The 14,886-nt window shown below is 69.7% G+C and carries 13 protein-coding genes and 1 tRNA gene; 3 read left to right on the top strand and 11 right to left on the bottom strand.

Features of this window, described 5'->3' with window-relative positions; all coding sequences use genetic code 11:
• Nucleotides 1-78: 78 nt before the first annotated feature.
• From ACGFWI_RS26350 to ACGFWI_RS26360, 3 genes are all read right to left on the bottom strand, one after another.
• Nucleotides 79-2,094, bottom strand: a complete 2,016-nt coding sequence (locus tag ACGFWI_RS26350) for a beta-galactosidase (protein WP_393908505.1) — start codon at nucleotides 2,092-2,094, stop codon at nucleotides 79-81.
• Between the two features lie 52 nt (nucleotides 2,095-2,146).
• Nucleotides 2,147-2,941, bottom strand: a complete 795-nt coding sequence (locus ACGFWI_RS26355) for an SDR family NAD(P)-dependent oxidoreductase (protein ID WP_393908506.1) — start codon at nucleotides 2,939-2,941, stop codon at nucleotides 2,147-2,149.
• A 182-nt stretch (nucleotides 2,942-3,123) separates the two neighbouring features.
• Nucleotides 3,124-3,621 carry a MarR family winged helix-turn-helix transcriptional regulator gene (locus ACGFWI_RS26360; protein WP_030082551.1) on the bottom strand — a complete coding sequence of 166 codons (498 nt, stop codon included), beginning with the start codon at nucleotides 3,619-3,621 and terminating at the stop codon, nucleotides 3,124-3,126.
• Nucleotides 3,622-3,786: 165 nt separating this feature from the next.
• Between ACGFWI_RS26360 and ACGFWI_RS26365 the strand changes: the two genes are divergently transcribed.
• Complete coding sequence (locus ACGFWI_RS26365; RefSeq protein WP_393908507.1) at nucleotides 3,787-4,611, top strand: trans-aconitate 2-methyltransferase; 825 nt, start codon at nucleotides 3,787-3,789, stop codon at nucleotides 4,609-4,611.
• Nucleotides 4,612-4,672: 61 nt separating this feature from the next.
• A complete protein-coding gene (locus tag ACGFWI_RS26370; protein WP_393908508.1) occupies nucleotides 4,673-5,047 on the top strand; it encodes a VOC family protein in 375 nt (124 codons plus the stop codon).
• 117 nt (nucleotides 5,048-5,164) lie between these two features.
• On the opposite strand, the gene ACGFWI_RS26375 is transcribed toward ACGFWI_RS26370, so the two are convergent.
• Together ACGFWI_RS26375 and ACGFWI_RS26380 are read right to left on the bottom strand one after the other, a co-directional pair.
• A complete protein-coding gene (locus ACGFWI_RS26375; RefSeq protein WP_393908509.1) occupies nucleotides 5,165-5,854 on the bottom strand; it encodes a TetR family transcriptional regulator in 690 nt (229 codons plus the stop codon).
• Nucleotides 5,855-5,876: 22 nt separating this feature from the next.
• Complete coding sequence (locus ACGFWI_RS26380; protein WP_393908510.1) at nucleotides 5,877-6,887, bottom strand: acyl-CoA desaturase; 1,011 nt, start codon at nucleotides 6,885-6,887, stop codon at nucleotides 5,877-5,879.
• 351 nt (nucleotides 6,888-7,238) lie between these two features.
• On the opposite strand from ACGFWI_RS26380, the gene ppc reads away from it, so the two are divergent.
• Nucleotides 7,239-9,953 carry a phosphoenolpyruvate carboxylase gene (gene ppc / locus ACGFWI_RS26385; RefSeq protein WP_393908604.1) on the top strand — a complete coding sequence of 905 codons (2,715 nt, stop codon included), beginning with the start codon at nucleotides 7,239-7,241 and terminating at the stop codon, nucleotides 9,951-9,953.
• Nucleotides 9,954-10,020: 67 nt separating this feature from the next.
• Here the strand turns inward: ppc and ACGFWI_RS26390 are convergent, their stop codons facing one another.
• From ACGFWI_RS26390 to ACGFWI_RS26415, 6 genes are all read right to left on the bottom strand, one after another.
• The gene (locus tag ACGFWI_RS26390) at nucleotides 10,021-10,545 is read right to left on the bottom strand and encodes a hypothetical protein (RefSeq protein ID WP_393908511.1); all 525 of its coding nucleotides are present in this window, start codon (nucleotides 10,543-10,545) and stop codon (nucleotides 10,021-10,023) included.
• Between the two features lie 79 nt (nucleotides 10,546-10,624).
• Nucleotides 10,625-11,212, bottom strand: a complete 588-nt coding sequence (pth, locus tag ACGFWI_RS26395; RefSeq protein ID WP_393908512.1) for an aminoacyl-tRNA hydrolase — start codon at nucleotides 11,210-11,212, stop codon at nucleotides 10,625-10,627.
• A 144-nt stretch (nucleotides 11,213-11,356) separates the two neighbouring features.
• The gene (locus tag ACGFWI_RS26400; RefSeq protein ID WP_393908513.1) at nucleotides 11,357-11,953 is read right to left on the bottom strand and encodes a 50S ribosomal protein L25/general stress protein Ctc; all 597 of its coding nucleotides are present in this window, start codon (nucleotides 11,951-11,953) and stop codon (nucleotides 11,357-11,359) included.
• A gap of 206 nt (nucleotides 11,954-12,159) precedes the next feature.
• The gene (locus ACGFWI_RS26405; RefSeq protein ID WP_393908514.1) at nucleotides 12,160-13,134 is read right to left on the bottom strand and encodes a ribose-phosphate diphosphokinase; all 975 of its coding nucleotides are present in this window, start codon (nucleotides 13,132-13,134) and stop codon (nucleotides 12,160-12,162) included.
• A gap of 72 nt (nucleotides 13,135-13,206) precedes the next feature.
• Nucleotides 13,207-14,664, bottom strand: a complete 1,458-nt coding sequence (glmU, locus tag ACGFWI_RS26410; protein WP_393908515.1) for a bifunctional UDP-N-acetylglucosamine diphosphorylase/glucosamine-1-phosphate N-acetyltransferase GlmU — start codon at nucleotides 14,662-14,664, stop codon at nucleotides 13,207-13,209.
• 131 nt (nucleotides 14,665-14,795) lie between these two features.
• Nucleotides 14,796-14,867: transfer RNA gene (locus ACGFWI_RS26415), tRNA-Gln, on the bottom strand.
• Between the last annotated feature and the right edge of the window lie 19 nt (nucleotides 14,868-14,886).

A 14,886-nucleotide genomic window follows, 5' to 3' on the forward strand; every position in this document is an offset into this window, starting at 1 on the left:
CCGGGTGACCGGGGGCCGTGGCTCGCGGGGCCCATGAGGCCCGTGCGGGCCTCGATGCCGCCGCGAGCGTGAGAGGGGTTAGCCCGTGGCGCCGGGATCCGTCAGTACGGCCACACCCCGCGACCCCAGCGTGACCCGGTCGACCGCCCCGGGCTCGGCCCCGCCCGTCCCGTCCGCCGCCAGCGCATCCCGCATCGGTGCCGGCAGCCCGATCTCCACGGTCTCCGCCCCGTGGTTGAGCAGGAAGACATACCGTCGGCCGGCGCCCTCGCGGACGGTGGCCTGGACGCCTGCCGGCAGCCCCGGCAGTACGGGCGCCACCCCGGCCGCGTCCCGTACGTCGTCCAGCAGGGCCCGCATCAGCGCCGCGTCCAGCCGGGTACCGGCGTACCAGACCGTGCCCCGCCCGTAGGAGTGCCGGGTCACCGCGGGCCGGCCGGCGAGGTCCCCGTCCGTGAAGCGGGCGAGCGCCTCGGCCCCTTCGAGGTCGATGGCCTCCGACCACAGGTCCGCCCGCCCGCTGTAGTTGCCGTCGCCGACCGCCACCGACCGGCCCTCGTCCAGCGGCCAGAACTCCTCCACCCGCAGCCCCAGCAGCTCCCGCAGCGGGGCCGGATACCCGCCGGGGTGTACCCGGTCGTGCGCGTCGACGATCCCGGAGAAGAACGACACCAGCAGCTGCCCGCCGTCACGTACATAGGCGGCCAGCCGCTCGGCATCGGGCGCGGTGAGCAGATACAGATTGGGCGCCACGACCAGCCGGTAGCCGGACAGCTCGCGCTGCGGCGGCACCACATCGCAGGCCACGCCCGCCTCGAACAGCGGACGGTAATGATCCAGCGCGATACGGGAGTGGTCCAGAGCGGTCGACGGCTTGGAGTCCAGCTCCAGCGCCCACCAGTTGTGCCAGTCCGCCAGCAGCGCCACATCGGCCCGCGACCGGGTCCCCTCGATGTCCGGCAACGACGCCAACTCACGCCCCAGATCGGACACTTCGCGGAAGATGCGGGTGTCGGTGCCGCCGTGCGGCAGCATCGCCGAGTGGAACTTCTCCGCGCCGCCCAGCGACTGCCGCCACTGGAAGTACAGCACCGCATCCGCGCCCTGTGCGACCGCCTGCCAGCTCCACAGTCGCATCGCGCCGGGCGGCTTGGGGCCGTTGCGGGGCCGCCAGTTGACGGCGCCGGGCGCCTGCTCCAGCAGCATCCAGGGCTGCCCGGAGCGCGCCGAGCGCATCAGGTCGAAGACATAGCCGGCCCGGATGTGGTCGTCGGACGCATGGGGGTCCTGGTAGAAGTCCAGCGCCATCGCGTCCATGTGCGCCGACCAGGCGAACGCGTCGACGGGCTTGTGCTGCGGCATCAGATTGGTGGTGACCGGAACCTGGGGGGTGACGCGCTCCAGCACCGCCTTTTCGGCCAGATAGCAGGCGCGCAGGGCCTCGTCGCCGAAGCGCAGATAGTCCAGCTGCTGCGCGGGGTTGGGGAAGGTGGGCGCGGTGCGCGGCGGCAGCACTTCGTCGAAGTCGCCGTAGGCCTGCGACCAGAAGGCCGTCGACCAGGCGGCGTTGAGCGCGTCCACGCTCCCGTAGCGGTCGCGCAGCCAGCGCCGGAAGTCGTCGGCCGACACCTCGCAGTAGCACTGGCGGGTGTGGCAGCCGTATTCGTTGCCGACGTGCCACATGGCGAGCGCCGGGTGGCCGGCGTAGCGGGTGGCGAGCTGTTCGGCCAGGCGCACGGCGTGGGCGCGGTAGACGGGGCTGGAGGGGCAGTAGTGCTGCCGGCCGCCGGGCCAGCGGCGCCGGCCGTCGGCGTCCTCGGGCAGGATCTCGGGGTGTGCGCGGGAGAGCCACGGTGGTGGTGAGGCGGTCATGGTCGCCAGACAGACGGCGATACCGGCGCCCGCCAGCCCGTCCATGACACGGTCGAACCAGTCGAAGTCCCATACCCCGGGCCGGGGTTCGACCTTGGCCCAGGAGAAGATCCCGGCGGTGACCATGGTGACATGGGCCGCCTTCATCAGCTTCAGATCCTCGGCCCACACCTCCTCGGGCCACTGCTCGGGGTTGTAGTCGCCGCCGAATCGGATGCCCATCGGACCCCCTGCATCGAAGCTCGGGGCGGGGCCCGCGGCCCCGCCGCCCGGTTCACGAAGAGTTCTTGTACACGCTCCAGCCCCCGTCGACGACGAGGCTCGCGCCCGTGATGAAGGACGCCTCGGGGGAGAGCAGAAAGGTGATGGCGGCGGCGACCTCCTCGGGCCGCCCCAGCCGTCCCGCCGCCGTCTCCGCGGCGCTGGCCTGCCGTTCCTCCTCGCCGATCCCGTCCCAGGCCGCCGTCAGCACGGGGCCCGGCAGCACGCTGTTGACCCGTACCTCCGGCCCGTACTCGACGGCCAGTTGACGCCCCAGCCCGGTCAGCCCGGCCTTGGCCGCGGCGTACGCGGGCCGCCCCGGCAGCCCGATCAGCGCATGCACGGACGAGGTCAGCACCACCGCACCGCCGCGCGCCCGCAGATCCTCCAGGGCGGCGCGTACGCCGAGGAACGAGCCGGTGAGATTGACCGCGAGCTGCCGGTCCCAGTCCGTCAGCGAGGTGCGGTCGGCGGCCGCCACATACGGCAGAAAGGCATTGCTGACCAGCCCGTCCACCGGACCGTAGCGCCGCCGCGCCGCCTCGACCGCCCGCCGCCAGTCGTCCTCGCCCGCCACGTCGCAGTGCTCGTACGAGGCGTGGCCACCGGCCGCCCGGATCCGCCGCGCGGTGTGTTCGCCGCGCGCGTCGTCGATGTCCAGCAGCAGGACGCCGGCGCCCTCGGCCGCCAGCCGGTCGGCGGTGGCCGCCCCGATCCCGGCGGCGGCCCCGGTCACCAGGACCGTACGGCCCTCGAACCGCTTGCCGTACGGGCCGTTCGCCGGGTGCGGTGTGTGCTGCTGGCTCATGGCGCGATCCAAGCCCACGAGGCGAGCGGCGGGCAAGGGGACGGGGGAGGAGAGGGGCGCGTACAGATTTATGGGGCGCATTCGAGCCGCTTACGCGCCGTCAAATGCGGCGCGCGCCGCTTCCCTCGTCCCTGGTTTTCCGCAGCCGACGTTGCGGCAGACGGGGCTTCGGAGGCGCGCTCCTAGCCCGGAATGTTGTCGAAAGGCCCCGTCAACCGCCGTAGCAGCCCGGCCAGTTCGCCGCGCTGCTGGCGGGAGAGCTCGGCGAGGATGGCGCGCTCCTGGATCAGCAGCCCGGCCAGCGACTGATCGGCCTTGTCGCGGCCCTCGGCCGTCAGTCTGACCAGCACTCCGCGCCGGTCACTGGGGTCGGGCAGGCGCTCGACCAGGTCCTTCTTGGCGAGCCGGTCGATGCGGTTGGTCATCGTGCCCGAGGTGACCAGGGTCTGCGTCAGCAGCGCCCCGGGGGAGAGCTGATACGGCGCCCCGGCGCGCCGCAGCGCGGTGAGCACATCGAACTCCCAGGGCTCCAGGCCCACCTCGGAAAAGGCGATACGGCGGGCCCGGTCAAGGTGTCTGGCCAGCCTGGACACGCGGCTGAGGACCTCAAGTGGTTCCACGTCGAGGTCCGGGCGCTCGCGGCGCCATGCTGCGACCAGTCGATCGACCTCGTCCTCCATGACGATCAGTGTAAAGGGTCTGTCGACATGAAGTCTCTTGACGTCGAGATATATTTCGCTGGACTATGGGGCATCGTCGGCGGGGGCTCGGTTTCCAGCCGAGACGGCCCGAATCCGACCGTGCCAGCCTTGTATCAGCCCTGCATCGGCAAAGGGGTTTCGATCATGCATGACGCACCAACCTGGGATCCGCAGCAATATCTCCGCCACTCCGGGCACCGTACCCGTCCCTTCCACGACCTTCTCGCCCGGATACCCGACCTGCCCCGGCAGGACCGCCCCGCCCGCATCGCCGACCTCGGCTGCGGTCCCGGAAACGTCACCGCCCAGCTCGCCGCACGCTGGCCCGATGCGCACATCACCGGATACGACAACTCCCCCGAGATGCTCAAGGAAGCCGAGAACCACGCCGGCCCGACCCCGGGCGGCGGCCATCTCGACTTCGCCCTCGCCGACGCCGCCGACTGGGCGCCCGAGGAGACCTACGACCTGATCGCCTCCAACGCCGCACTGCAATGGGTCCCCAACCACCCGGAATCCTTCGCCCGTTGGATCGAGGCCCTCGTTCCCGGCGGCACGTTCGCCTTCCAGGTCCCCGGCAACTTCACCTCACCCAGCCACGCCCTCCTCGGCGAGCTGTGCGACGCCCCCCAGTGGCGCGAACGGCTCACCACCCACGGCCGCCGCTTCGTCCATATCCTCGAACCGGCCGACTACCTTGAACGCCTCACCGACCTCGGCTGCGCCGCCGATGTGTGGGAAACCACCTACGTCCAGCTCCTGGAGGGCGACGACCCGGTCCTCGACTGGGTCAAGGGCACCGCCCTGCGCCCCGTCCTGACCGCCCTGGAGAACGACCCGGCCGCCCGCGAGGCCTTCCTCGCCGAATACCGCGACGCCCTCCGCAAGGCCTACCCCACCGGCCCGCACGGCACGGTCTTCCCGTTCCGCCGCATCTTCGCCATCGCCCGGAAACCGCTGGCCGGCTGACGCCCCGTGCCCATCTGTTCGCCGCTGTGCTCCGACTCGACCCCTCCGAGGTGAACACGCCGTGATCACCGGCCTCGACCACATCCAGCTCGCCGCACCCCCCGGTACCGAAGACGCCCTGCGCGCCTACTACGCGGATCTCCTCGGCATGGCGGAGATTCCGAAGCCCCCGGCGCTCGCGGCCCGCGGAGGCTGCTGGTTCGAGGCCGGTACGGCCCGGCTCCACCTGGGTATCGAGGCGGACTTCCGCCCCTCGAAGAAAGCCCACCCCGGCCTCCGCGTCCGCGGCATCGACGCCCTCGCCGCCCGCCTGGCCGCGGCCGGCGCCACTGTCACCTGGGACGGCCATCTGCCGGGCCACCGGCGCTTCTACGCGGTCGACCCGGTGGGCAACCGGCTGGAATTCCTGGAGGCCGCGGGAGCGGCCGAGGAATGAGGAACGGGGAAGCCGGGGCGGCGGGACGCGGAACCTGAGCGGCCGTCCGGCGGCCCGCCGACGGCAGAGCCACGGGATGGGGCCGCGCTCGCCGAGGGGTTGATCCGCCCCGCGTCCTCAGTTCTTGCGATGCCCTATCAACCGCGGCTTCGCCTCCAGGTTTCCCAGCCCGTGCCAGGCCAGATTCACCAGATGGGCCGCGACCTCGGCCTTCTTGGGCTTACGGGCGTCCACCCACCACTGGCCGGTCAGCGCGACCATGCCGACCAGGGCCTGGGCATAGAGCGGAGCCAGCTTCGGGTCGAAACCGCGGGCCTTGAATTCCAGGCCCAGGATGTCCTCGACCTGCGTGGCGATATCGCTGATGAGGGAGGCGAAGGTGCCCGTCGACTGGGCCACCGGGGAGTCGCGGACCAGAATGCGGAAACCGTCGGTGAACGTCTCGATGTAGTCGAGGAGCGCGAACGCCGCCTGTTCGAGGAGTTCGCGGGGGTGTCCGGCGGTCAGCGCGCCGGTCACCATGTCCAGCAGCTGCCGCATCTCGCGGTCCACGACCACCGCGTACAGGCCCTCCTTGCCGCCGAAGTGCTCGTAGACCACCGGCTTGGACACCCCGGCCTTCGCCGCGATCTCCTCCACCGAGGTGCCCTCGTAGCCCCGCTCGGCAAAGAGCGTGCGACCGATGTCCAGCAGCTGCTCCCGGCGCTCCGCACCCGTCATCCGGACCCTGCGGGCCCGCCGCGTGCCCGCCGCGGCCGAGGAGGGCTTGCCCTTGCTGTTGCTCGCGCTGCTGTTGTCGATCGCCACCCGTCAATCATGCCTTCCCCGCCTACCGGCGGGAGGTACCCCCGGTGGCCACCTCCGCGCGTCGGGCATCGATACGGGACGCGTCCGGCCACCGGACGTCATACGCCCAGCCCGCCTTCTCGAACCAGCGGATCAGCCGGGCGCTGGAGTCCAGCTGCCCCTTCATCACACCGTGCCGGGCAGAGGTGGGGTCCGCGTGGTGCAGGTTGTGCCAGGACTCGCCGCAGGACAGCACGGCCAGCCACCACACGTTCCCGGAGCGGTCGCGGGACTTGAAGGGGCGCTTGCCCACCGCATGGCAGATGGAGTTGATCGACCACGTGACGTGATGCAGCAGCGCGACGCGGACCAGGGAACCCCAGAAGAAGGCGGTCAGCGCACCCTGCCAGGACCAGGTCACCAGACCGCCCACCAGTGGCGGGATCATCAGCGACACCGTTGTCCACAGGACGAACTGGCGGGAGATCGTACGGATCGCATCGTCCCTGATCAGGTCCGGTGCGTACTTCTGCTGCGAGGTCTGCTCCTCGTCGAACATCCAGCCGATGTGCGCCCACCACAGGCCCTTCGTCAGGGCCGGCACCGTCTCGCCGAAGCGCCACGGGGAGTGCGGGTCGCCCTCGGCGTCGGAGAACTTGTGGTGCTTGCGGTGATCCGCCACCCAGCGCACCAGCGGGCCCTCGACGGCCATCGACCCCATGATCGCCAACGCGATCCGCAGCGGCCGCTTCGCCTTGAACGAACCATGCGTGAAGTAGCGGTGGAAGCCGATCGTGATGCCATGGCAGCCGATGTAGTACATCGCCACCATCAGCGCCAGATCCAGCCAGCTCACCCCCCAGCCCCAGGCCAGCGGGACCGCGGCGACCAGCGCCACGAACGGGACGGTGATGAAGAGCAGGAGGGTGATCTGTTCGACCGACCGGCGCTGCTCGCCGCCCAGCGTCGCGGACGAAGACGGGGCGCCGGCGGGCCCGACGGACGAATCGGCAGGAATCGGGGGATCTTCTACGGCTTCAGGACCAGCGGTCATGGTGTCCCTCGTCGGGGGGCTCGGGGGCACGGCTACGGCTACGGGACCGTAACCTACGGTCTCGTAAGTATGGCAGTGCCGCCGCCACGGGCAAGGCCGTGACAGGCGCCACACCTCCCACCTGCGACGCAGATGCCCACCCAGCGGACGGTGTGATCCGCTGACACTGGGCAGACCTATCCTGGGGACGTCGGACAGCGCGGTCCGCAACCCGCCCGCATCAGACCTGCCCACCCGTCGCCCGCCGGCACCCCTCCACGAGCCGCGGTACGACGCCCCTGATCGCTGCAAGGAGCCGCACCTGTGAGCCGTGCCGACAACACTCCAGCCGAGATCGCGCCCGTCGAGAGCCTGGACCCCGGCCGGAGCGACAACGTCGCCCTGCGCGCCGACATCCGCCGTCTCGGCGACCTCCTCGGCGAAACCCTCGTCCGACAGGAAGGCCAGGACCTCCTCGACCTCGTCGAGCGGGTTCGCGCCCTGACCCGCTCCGACGGCGAGGCCGCGGCCCGGCTCCTGGGCGACACCGACCTGGCGACCGCCGCCAAGCTGGTGCGCGCCTTCTCCACGTACTTCCACCTCGCCAACGTCAGCGAGCAGGTCCACCGCGGCCGTGAGCTGGGCGCCAAGCGCGCCGCCGAGGGCGGCATCCTCGCCCGCACCGCCGACATGCTCAAGGACGCCGACCCCGAGCATCTGCGGGAGACCGCCCGCCACCTCGGTGTGCGCCCCGTCTTCACCGCGCACCCCACCGAGGCCGCCCGGCGCTCCGTCCTCACCAAGCTCCGCAAGGTCGCCGAGCTGCTGGACAGCGCCGACCCCGAGCGCCGCCGCGCCGACCTCCGCCTGGCCGAGAACATCGACCTCATCTGGCAGACGGACGAGCTGCGCGTCGCCCGCCCCGAGCCGACCGACGAGGCCCGCAACGCCATCTACTACCTCGACGAGCTGGGGCGCGGCGCGGTCGGCGACGTCCTCGAAGACCTGGCCGCCGAGCTGGAGCGGGCCGGCACCGAGCTGCCCGCCGGCACCCGCCCGCTCACCTTCGGCACTTGGATCGGCGGCGACCGCGACGGCAACCCCAACGTCACCCCCCAGGTGACCTGGGACGTCCTGCTCCTCCAGCACGAGCACGGCATCACCGACGCCCTGGAGCACATCGACGAGCTGCGCGGCGCCCTGTCCAACTCCATCCGCAACTGCGGCGCCACCGACGAGCTGCTGGAATCCCTCCAGCGCGACCTCGACCTCCTCCCGGAGATCAGCCCCCGCTACAAGCGGCTGAACAGCGAGGAGCCCTACCGGCTCAAGGCGACCTGCATCCGGCAGAAGCTCGTCAACACCCGCGAACGCCTCGCCGGCGACACCCCACACGTCCCCGGCCGCGACTACCTCGGCACCACGGAGCTCCTCGACGACCTCGCCCTCATCCAGACCTCGCTGCGCGAACACCGCGGCGGTCTGGTGGCCGACGGCCGCCTGGAGCGCACCCTGCGCACCGTCGCCGCCTTCGGCTTGCAGCTCGCCACCATGGACATCCGCGAGCACGCCGACGCCCACCACCACGCGCTCGGCCAGCTCTTCGACCGCCTCGGCGAAGAATCCTGGCGGTACGTGGACATGCCGCGCGACTACCGCCGCAAGCTCCTCGCCAAGGAACTGCGCTCCCGCCGCCCGCTGGCCCCCACCCCGGCCCCGCTCGACGAGGCCGGCGCCAAGACGCTCGGCGTCTTCCGCACCATCCTCAAGGCCAAGGAGACCTTCGGCCCCGAGGTCGTCGAGTCCTACATCATCTCCATGTGCCAGGGCTCGGACGACGTCTTCGCGGCCACCGTCCTCGCCCGCGAGGCCGGGCTGATCGACCTGCACGCCGGCTGGGCCAAGATCGGCATCGTGCCGCTGCTGGAGACCACCGACGAGCTGAAGATCGCTGACCAGCTGCTCGACGAGATGCTCGCCGACCCCTCCTACCGGCGCCTGGTCGCCCTGCGCGGCGACGTCCAGGAGGTCATGCTCGGCTACTCCGACTCCTCCAAGTTCGGCGGCATCACCACCTCACAGTGGGAGATCCACCGCGCCCAGCGCCTGCTGCGTGACGTCGCCCACCGGCACGGCGTACGGCTGCGCCTCTTCCACGGCCGCGGCGGCACCGTCGGCCGCGGCGGCGGCCCCTCCCACGACGCGATCCTCGCCCAGCCCTACGGGACCCTCGAAGGCGAGATCAAGGTCACCGAACAGGGCGAGGTCATCTCCGACAAGTACCTCGTGCCGTCGCTGGCACGGGAAAACCTGGAGCTGACGGTCGCCGCCACGCTCCAGGCCTCCGCCCTGCACACCGCCCCCCGGCAGTCCGACGAGGCCCTGGCCCGCTGGGACGCCGCCATGGAAACCGTCTCCGAGGCGGCCCACGGCTCCTACCGCCGGCTCGTCGAAGACCCCGACCTGCCCGCGTACTTCTTCGCCTCCACGCCCGTCGACCAGCTCGCCGAGCTCCACCTGGGCTCGCGCCCGTCGCGCCGCCCCGACTCCGGCGCCGGCCTCGACGGACTGCGCGCCATCCCCTGGGTCTTCGGCTGGACCCAGTCCCGCCAGATCGTCCCCGGCTGGTACGGCGTCGGCACCGGCCTCAAGGCCGCCCGGGAAGCCGGACTCGACAGCGTCCTCGACGAGATGCAGGAGCACTGGCACTTCTTCCGCAACTTCCTGTCCAACGTCACCATGACGCTGGCCAAGACCGACCTGCGGATCGCCCAGCACTACGTCGACACCCTCGTGCCCGACCACCTCAAGCATGTCTTCGACGTCATCAAGGCCGAACACGAGCTCACCGTCGCCGAGGTCCTGCGCGTCACCGGAGAGACCGAACTCCTCGACTCCAACGCCGTCCTCAGGCAGACCTTCCACATCCGCGACGCCTACCTCGACCCGATCTCCTACCTCCAGGTCTCGCTGCTGCACCGCCAGCGCAGCGCCGCCGAGCGCGGCGAGGAGCCGGACCCGGTCCTCGCCCGGGCCCTGCTGCTCACCGTCAACGGCGTCGCCGCCGGACTGCGCAACACCGGCTGACCCCACCCCCGCACACGGCAGCGGCCCGTCCTCTCACCGAAGAGGACGGGCCGCTGCCCTATCTGCCCTACAGCGCCGCGAACGCCGCGCCCAACAACACCGCCCCCAACAACCCCATCACCCACGCCGTACGCCGCAGCCGCATCCCCCCGGCCACCACCAGCGCCGCCAGCAGCAACGATCCCGCGAACGGCACCCACGCATGCAATATCCCGGCCGTCCCGGTCCGCACCGCATGCGTCGTACCCGGCTCGACCGTCACCTCGACCCGCTCACCCTTGTCCGGCGCCGCAGCCTGCGCGATCGTCACCTTCGCCAGGGGCCGGCCGTCGCCACCCGTCGGCGCATACGAGCCGGTGCACCGCTCACCCTCACACGCCGACACCGTCATCATTCCGCGCTCCCGCGCCTTGACGAGCATCGCGTACTGCGCCGTGTGCCACGACGTCCACACCCCAGCCACCAACAGAAGCAACGCCAGCAGACCCATCAACCCGACCCGGACGAGAAGCAGCGCCCCATAGGCGCTCTCCCCGGCCCGCCGGGTACGACTGCGTCTGACCGAACTGGTGCGCGTACTGCTTGTGGACATGGCGGCGATCCTTGGCCATAACCCGCACCCGGTCAACCTCGGACAACGGTTCGTCAGAGCCTGACCCCCGCTGTCCCATTCAGGAGTTGTACGTACTCTGCGCCCGTTCCAAACCGTCCACGATCAGCGTCTCCACCGCATCCGCCGCACGGTCCACGAAGTAATCCAGCTCGCGCCGCTCCGCCGAAGAGAAATCCTTCAGCACGAAATCCGCCACCTGCATACGACCCGGCGGACGCCCGATCCCGAACCGCACCCGGTGATACTCCGCACCCAGCGACTTCGTGATCGACTTCAAACCGTTGTGACCGTTGTCACCGCCACCCAGCTTCAGCCGCAACGCACCGTAATCGATATCCAACTCATCATGAATCGCAATGATGTTGCCGACCGGCACCTTGTGGAAATCCCGCAACGCCGTCGTCGGCCCACCCGACAGATTCATGAAAGACAACGGCTTCGCGACCACCACACGACGACTCGACGGACCCGGCGCACCACAACGCCCCTCCACCACCTGCGCCCGCGCCTTGTGCGCCTTGAAACGGCCCCCCATCCGCTCCGCCAGCAAATCCGCCACCATGAAGCCCACATTGTGGCGATTACGCGCATACTCCGGGCCCGGATTCCCCAGCCCCATCACCAGCCACGGATCAGCGTCCGCCATCTCAGCCACTCCCACATCCGCCGGCAACACCTCGCCGGCCCCGACCGCAACTGCCCATGAAACAGCCCAACCGCCACCCCGCGCCCAAAGGCGCGCGGCAGCGGCTGGACCACTCGCTGAGAACCCGCCTCAGCGCAAAGCGACTCAGGCCTCGGCGCCCTCTTCGCCCTCACCCTCGGCACCCTCTTCGGCCGGAGCCTCGGCCTGCGCCGCGACAACCTGCAGCACGACCGCGTCCCCGTCCACGTCCAGCGAGGAACCCGACGGCAGAGCGATGTCCTTGGCCAGCACCGAAGCGCCCGCGTCCAGGCCCTCGACGGAAATCGTGACCGACTCCGGAATGTGGGTGGCCTCGGCCTCGATCGGCAGCGAGTTCAGCACGTGCTCCAGGACGTGCTGGCCCGGGGCCAGGTCGCCCTCGACGTGGATCGGCACCTCGACGGAGACCTTCTCGCCCTTCTTCACGGCCAGGAAGTCCACGTGCACCAGGAACTGGCGGATCGCCTCACGCTGCACGGCCTTGGGGATGACCAGCGCGCTCTTGCCGTCGAACTCCAGACGGAGCAGGGCGTTCGGCGTCTTCAGGGCCATCATCAGCGCGTGGTTGTGGATCGCCACGTGCTGCGGCTCGGCACCGTGACCGTAAATCACCGCGGGAACCAGGTCGGCGCGGCGCGCACGGCGGGCGGCACCCTTACCGAAGTCGGTACGAACCTGGGCCTCGAGCTTGACCTCAGCCATAACAGCACTCCTCGTATCTCAGAAACATCTGGTGGGCGTCACCCGGCCCACGACAGACCTGCTACGAAGAGCGCGTCGATAACGGACAGCCACCACAAAAGGGCGGCCTCCCTCGCCGAGCAACTCCATGAGTCTACCCGGCCGGAAGGCCGCCCCAAAGTCGATCAGCCCCGGACTACCTCACAGGTCCGCCCGAGACCCTTCCCTCACTGCTCCTCGAAGAGGCTCGTCACCGAGCCGTCCTCGAACACCTCACGCAGCGCGCGGGCGATCGTCGGCGCCATCGACAGCACCGTGATCTTGTCCAGCTCCAGCTCGGAAGGCGTCGGCAGCGTATTCGTGAACACGAACTCGCTCACCTTCGAATTCTTCAGCCGGTCAGCCGCCGGACCCGACAGCACACCGTGCGTCGCCGTCACGATCACATCCGCCGCACCATTCGCGAACAGCGCATCCGCCGCCGCGCAGATCGTGCCACCGGTGTCGATCATGTCGTCGACCAGGACACACACCCGGTCCTTCACATCACCGACGACCTCGTGCACGGTGACCTGGTTCGCCACGTCCTTGTCACGCCGCTTGTGCACAATCGCCAGCGGCGCACCCAGACGGTCACACCAACGGTCCGCGACCCGCACCCGGCCGGCGTCCGGCGACACCACCGTCAGCTTGTCGCGGTCCACCTTCGCGCCGACATAGTCCGCAAGGACCGGCAGCGCAAAAAGATGATCCACAGGACCGTCGAAGAAGCCCATGATCTGGTCCGTGTGCAGATCCACGGTCACCACACGGTGCGCACCCGCGGTCTTCATCAAATCCGCGATCAGCCGCGCCGAAATCGGCTCACGGCCACGGTGCTTCTTGTCCTGACGGGCATAACCGTAGAACGGCACGACCACCGTGATGCTCCGCGCCGAAGCCCGCTTCAGCGCATCGATCATGATGAGCTGCTCCATGATCCACTTATTGATCGGAGCCGTGTGGCTCTGAATCAAAAAGCAATCCGCGCCACGCGCCGACTCCTGATAACGGACATAGATCTCACCGTTGGCGAAGTCGAAAGCCTTCGTCGGGACCAGGCCCACACCCAGCTGATGCGCGACCTCCTCCGCCAGCTCGGGGTGAGCGCGGCCGGAGAAGAGCATCAGCTTCTTCTCGCCGGTCGTCTTGATCCCGGTCACAGCAAATCTCCTCGAATCACAGTTTGCGTGCGTTCATCACGGTACGCCCCGCACGGCGCACCCCTTGCACGATCACCGCTCGCCCTCGGAACCCTGGCGAGCAGCCGAAGCCGCCTGCGCGGCGGCGCTTCCTGGCCGCTTACGCGCGACCCAACCCTCGATATTCCGCTGCTGGCCACGCGCGACCGCCAGCGAACCCGGGGGCACATCCTTGGTGATGACCGAGCCGGCCGCCGTATAAGCGCCGTCCCCGACCGTGACCGGAGCCACAAACATGTTGTCCGACCCCGTTTTGCAATGCGACCCGACGGTCGTGTGGTGCTTCGCCTCACCGTCGTAGTTCACAAAGACACTCGCCGCACCGATATTGGTGAACTCACCGATCGTCGCATCTCCCACATACGAAAGATGCGGCACCTTCGTGCCCTCGCCGATCGACGCGTTCTTCATCTCCACGTACGTACCGGCCTTCGCCTTCGGCCCGAGATCCGTCCCCGGCCGCAGATACGCATAAGGCCCCACGCTCGCGCCCGCACCGATACGCGCACCCTCGGCCACCGTGAACGACGCCACCGCACCCACACCCACCGACGTATCCGCCAACCGCGAATGCGGACCCACCTCGGCACCGGTGGCGATATGCGTGGCACCCAGCAGCTGCGTGCCCGGGTGGACCGTCGCATCCGGCTCGAACGTCACCGACACATCCACCCACGTCGACGCCGGATCCACCACCGTCACACCGGCCAGCATCGCCTGCTCCAGCAGCCGGTCGTTCAGCAGCCGGCGCGCCTGCGCCAGCTGCACACGGTTGTTGATCCCCAGAATCTCCCGGTGATCGGCAGACACCGCCGCACCGACCCGGTGCCCGGCCTCCCGCACGATCCCCAGCACATCGGTCAGGTACTCCTCACCCTGGCTGTTGTCCGTACGCACCTTGCCGAGCGCGTCCACGAGCAGCCGCGCATCAAAGGCGAAGACCCCCGAGTTGATCTCGCGGATCGCGCGCTGCCCCGCGGTGGCGTCCTTGTGCTCGACGATCGCGGTCACCGCGCCGGTGCCCGCCTCGCGCACGATGCGCCCATAGCCCGTGGAGTCCGGGACCTCGGCGGAAAGAACGGTCACGGCATTGCCGTCCGCCGCATGCGTGTCACTGAGCAGCCGGAGGGTCTCGCCGGTCAGCAGCGGGGTGTCACCACAGACGACGATGACGGTGCCGTCGAGGGCGACACCGCTGTTGCTCAGCTCTTCCAGGGCCGTACGGACCGCGTGGCCGGTGCCCTTCTGCTCGTGCTGCACGGCGGTGCGCACGGCGGGGTCGACCTCGGAGAGATGCGCCTGCACCTGCTCACGGGCATGGCCGACGACCACGACGAGATGCTCGGGATCCAGCTCTCGGGAGGCGGCGACGACATGTCCGACGAGGGAGCGGCCACAGAGGGCGTGCAGGACCTTCGGGGTCGCCGACTTCATGCGGGTGCCCTCACCCGCTGCGAGAACGACGACGGCTGCCGGGCGGTTGGCGCTCACGGGGATGCCCTTCGGCTTCTTGGCTACTTCGGGTGGTGGTCACCCGAAGGATACCGGTGCGTATAGCAGCCGAAACGCGGGCGGGTCCTGACTTGGTAGTCAGGACCCGAAATTTGCCTGGTGAATGTGGGCTCCCCCGAGAGGACTCGAACCTCTAATGGTCGGACCAAAACCGACAGTGTTGCCCATTACACCACGGGGGATGATAAAGAGGATCAAACC

This window comes from Streptomyces sp. NPDC048434, from assembly GCF_043200375.1.
Lineage (GTDB): Bacteria > Actinomycetota > Actinomycetes > Streptomycetales > Streptomycetaceae > Streptomyces.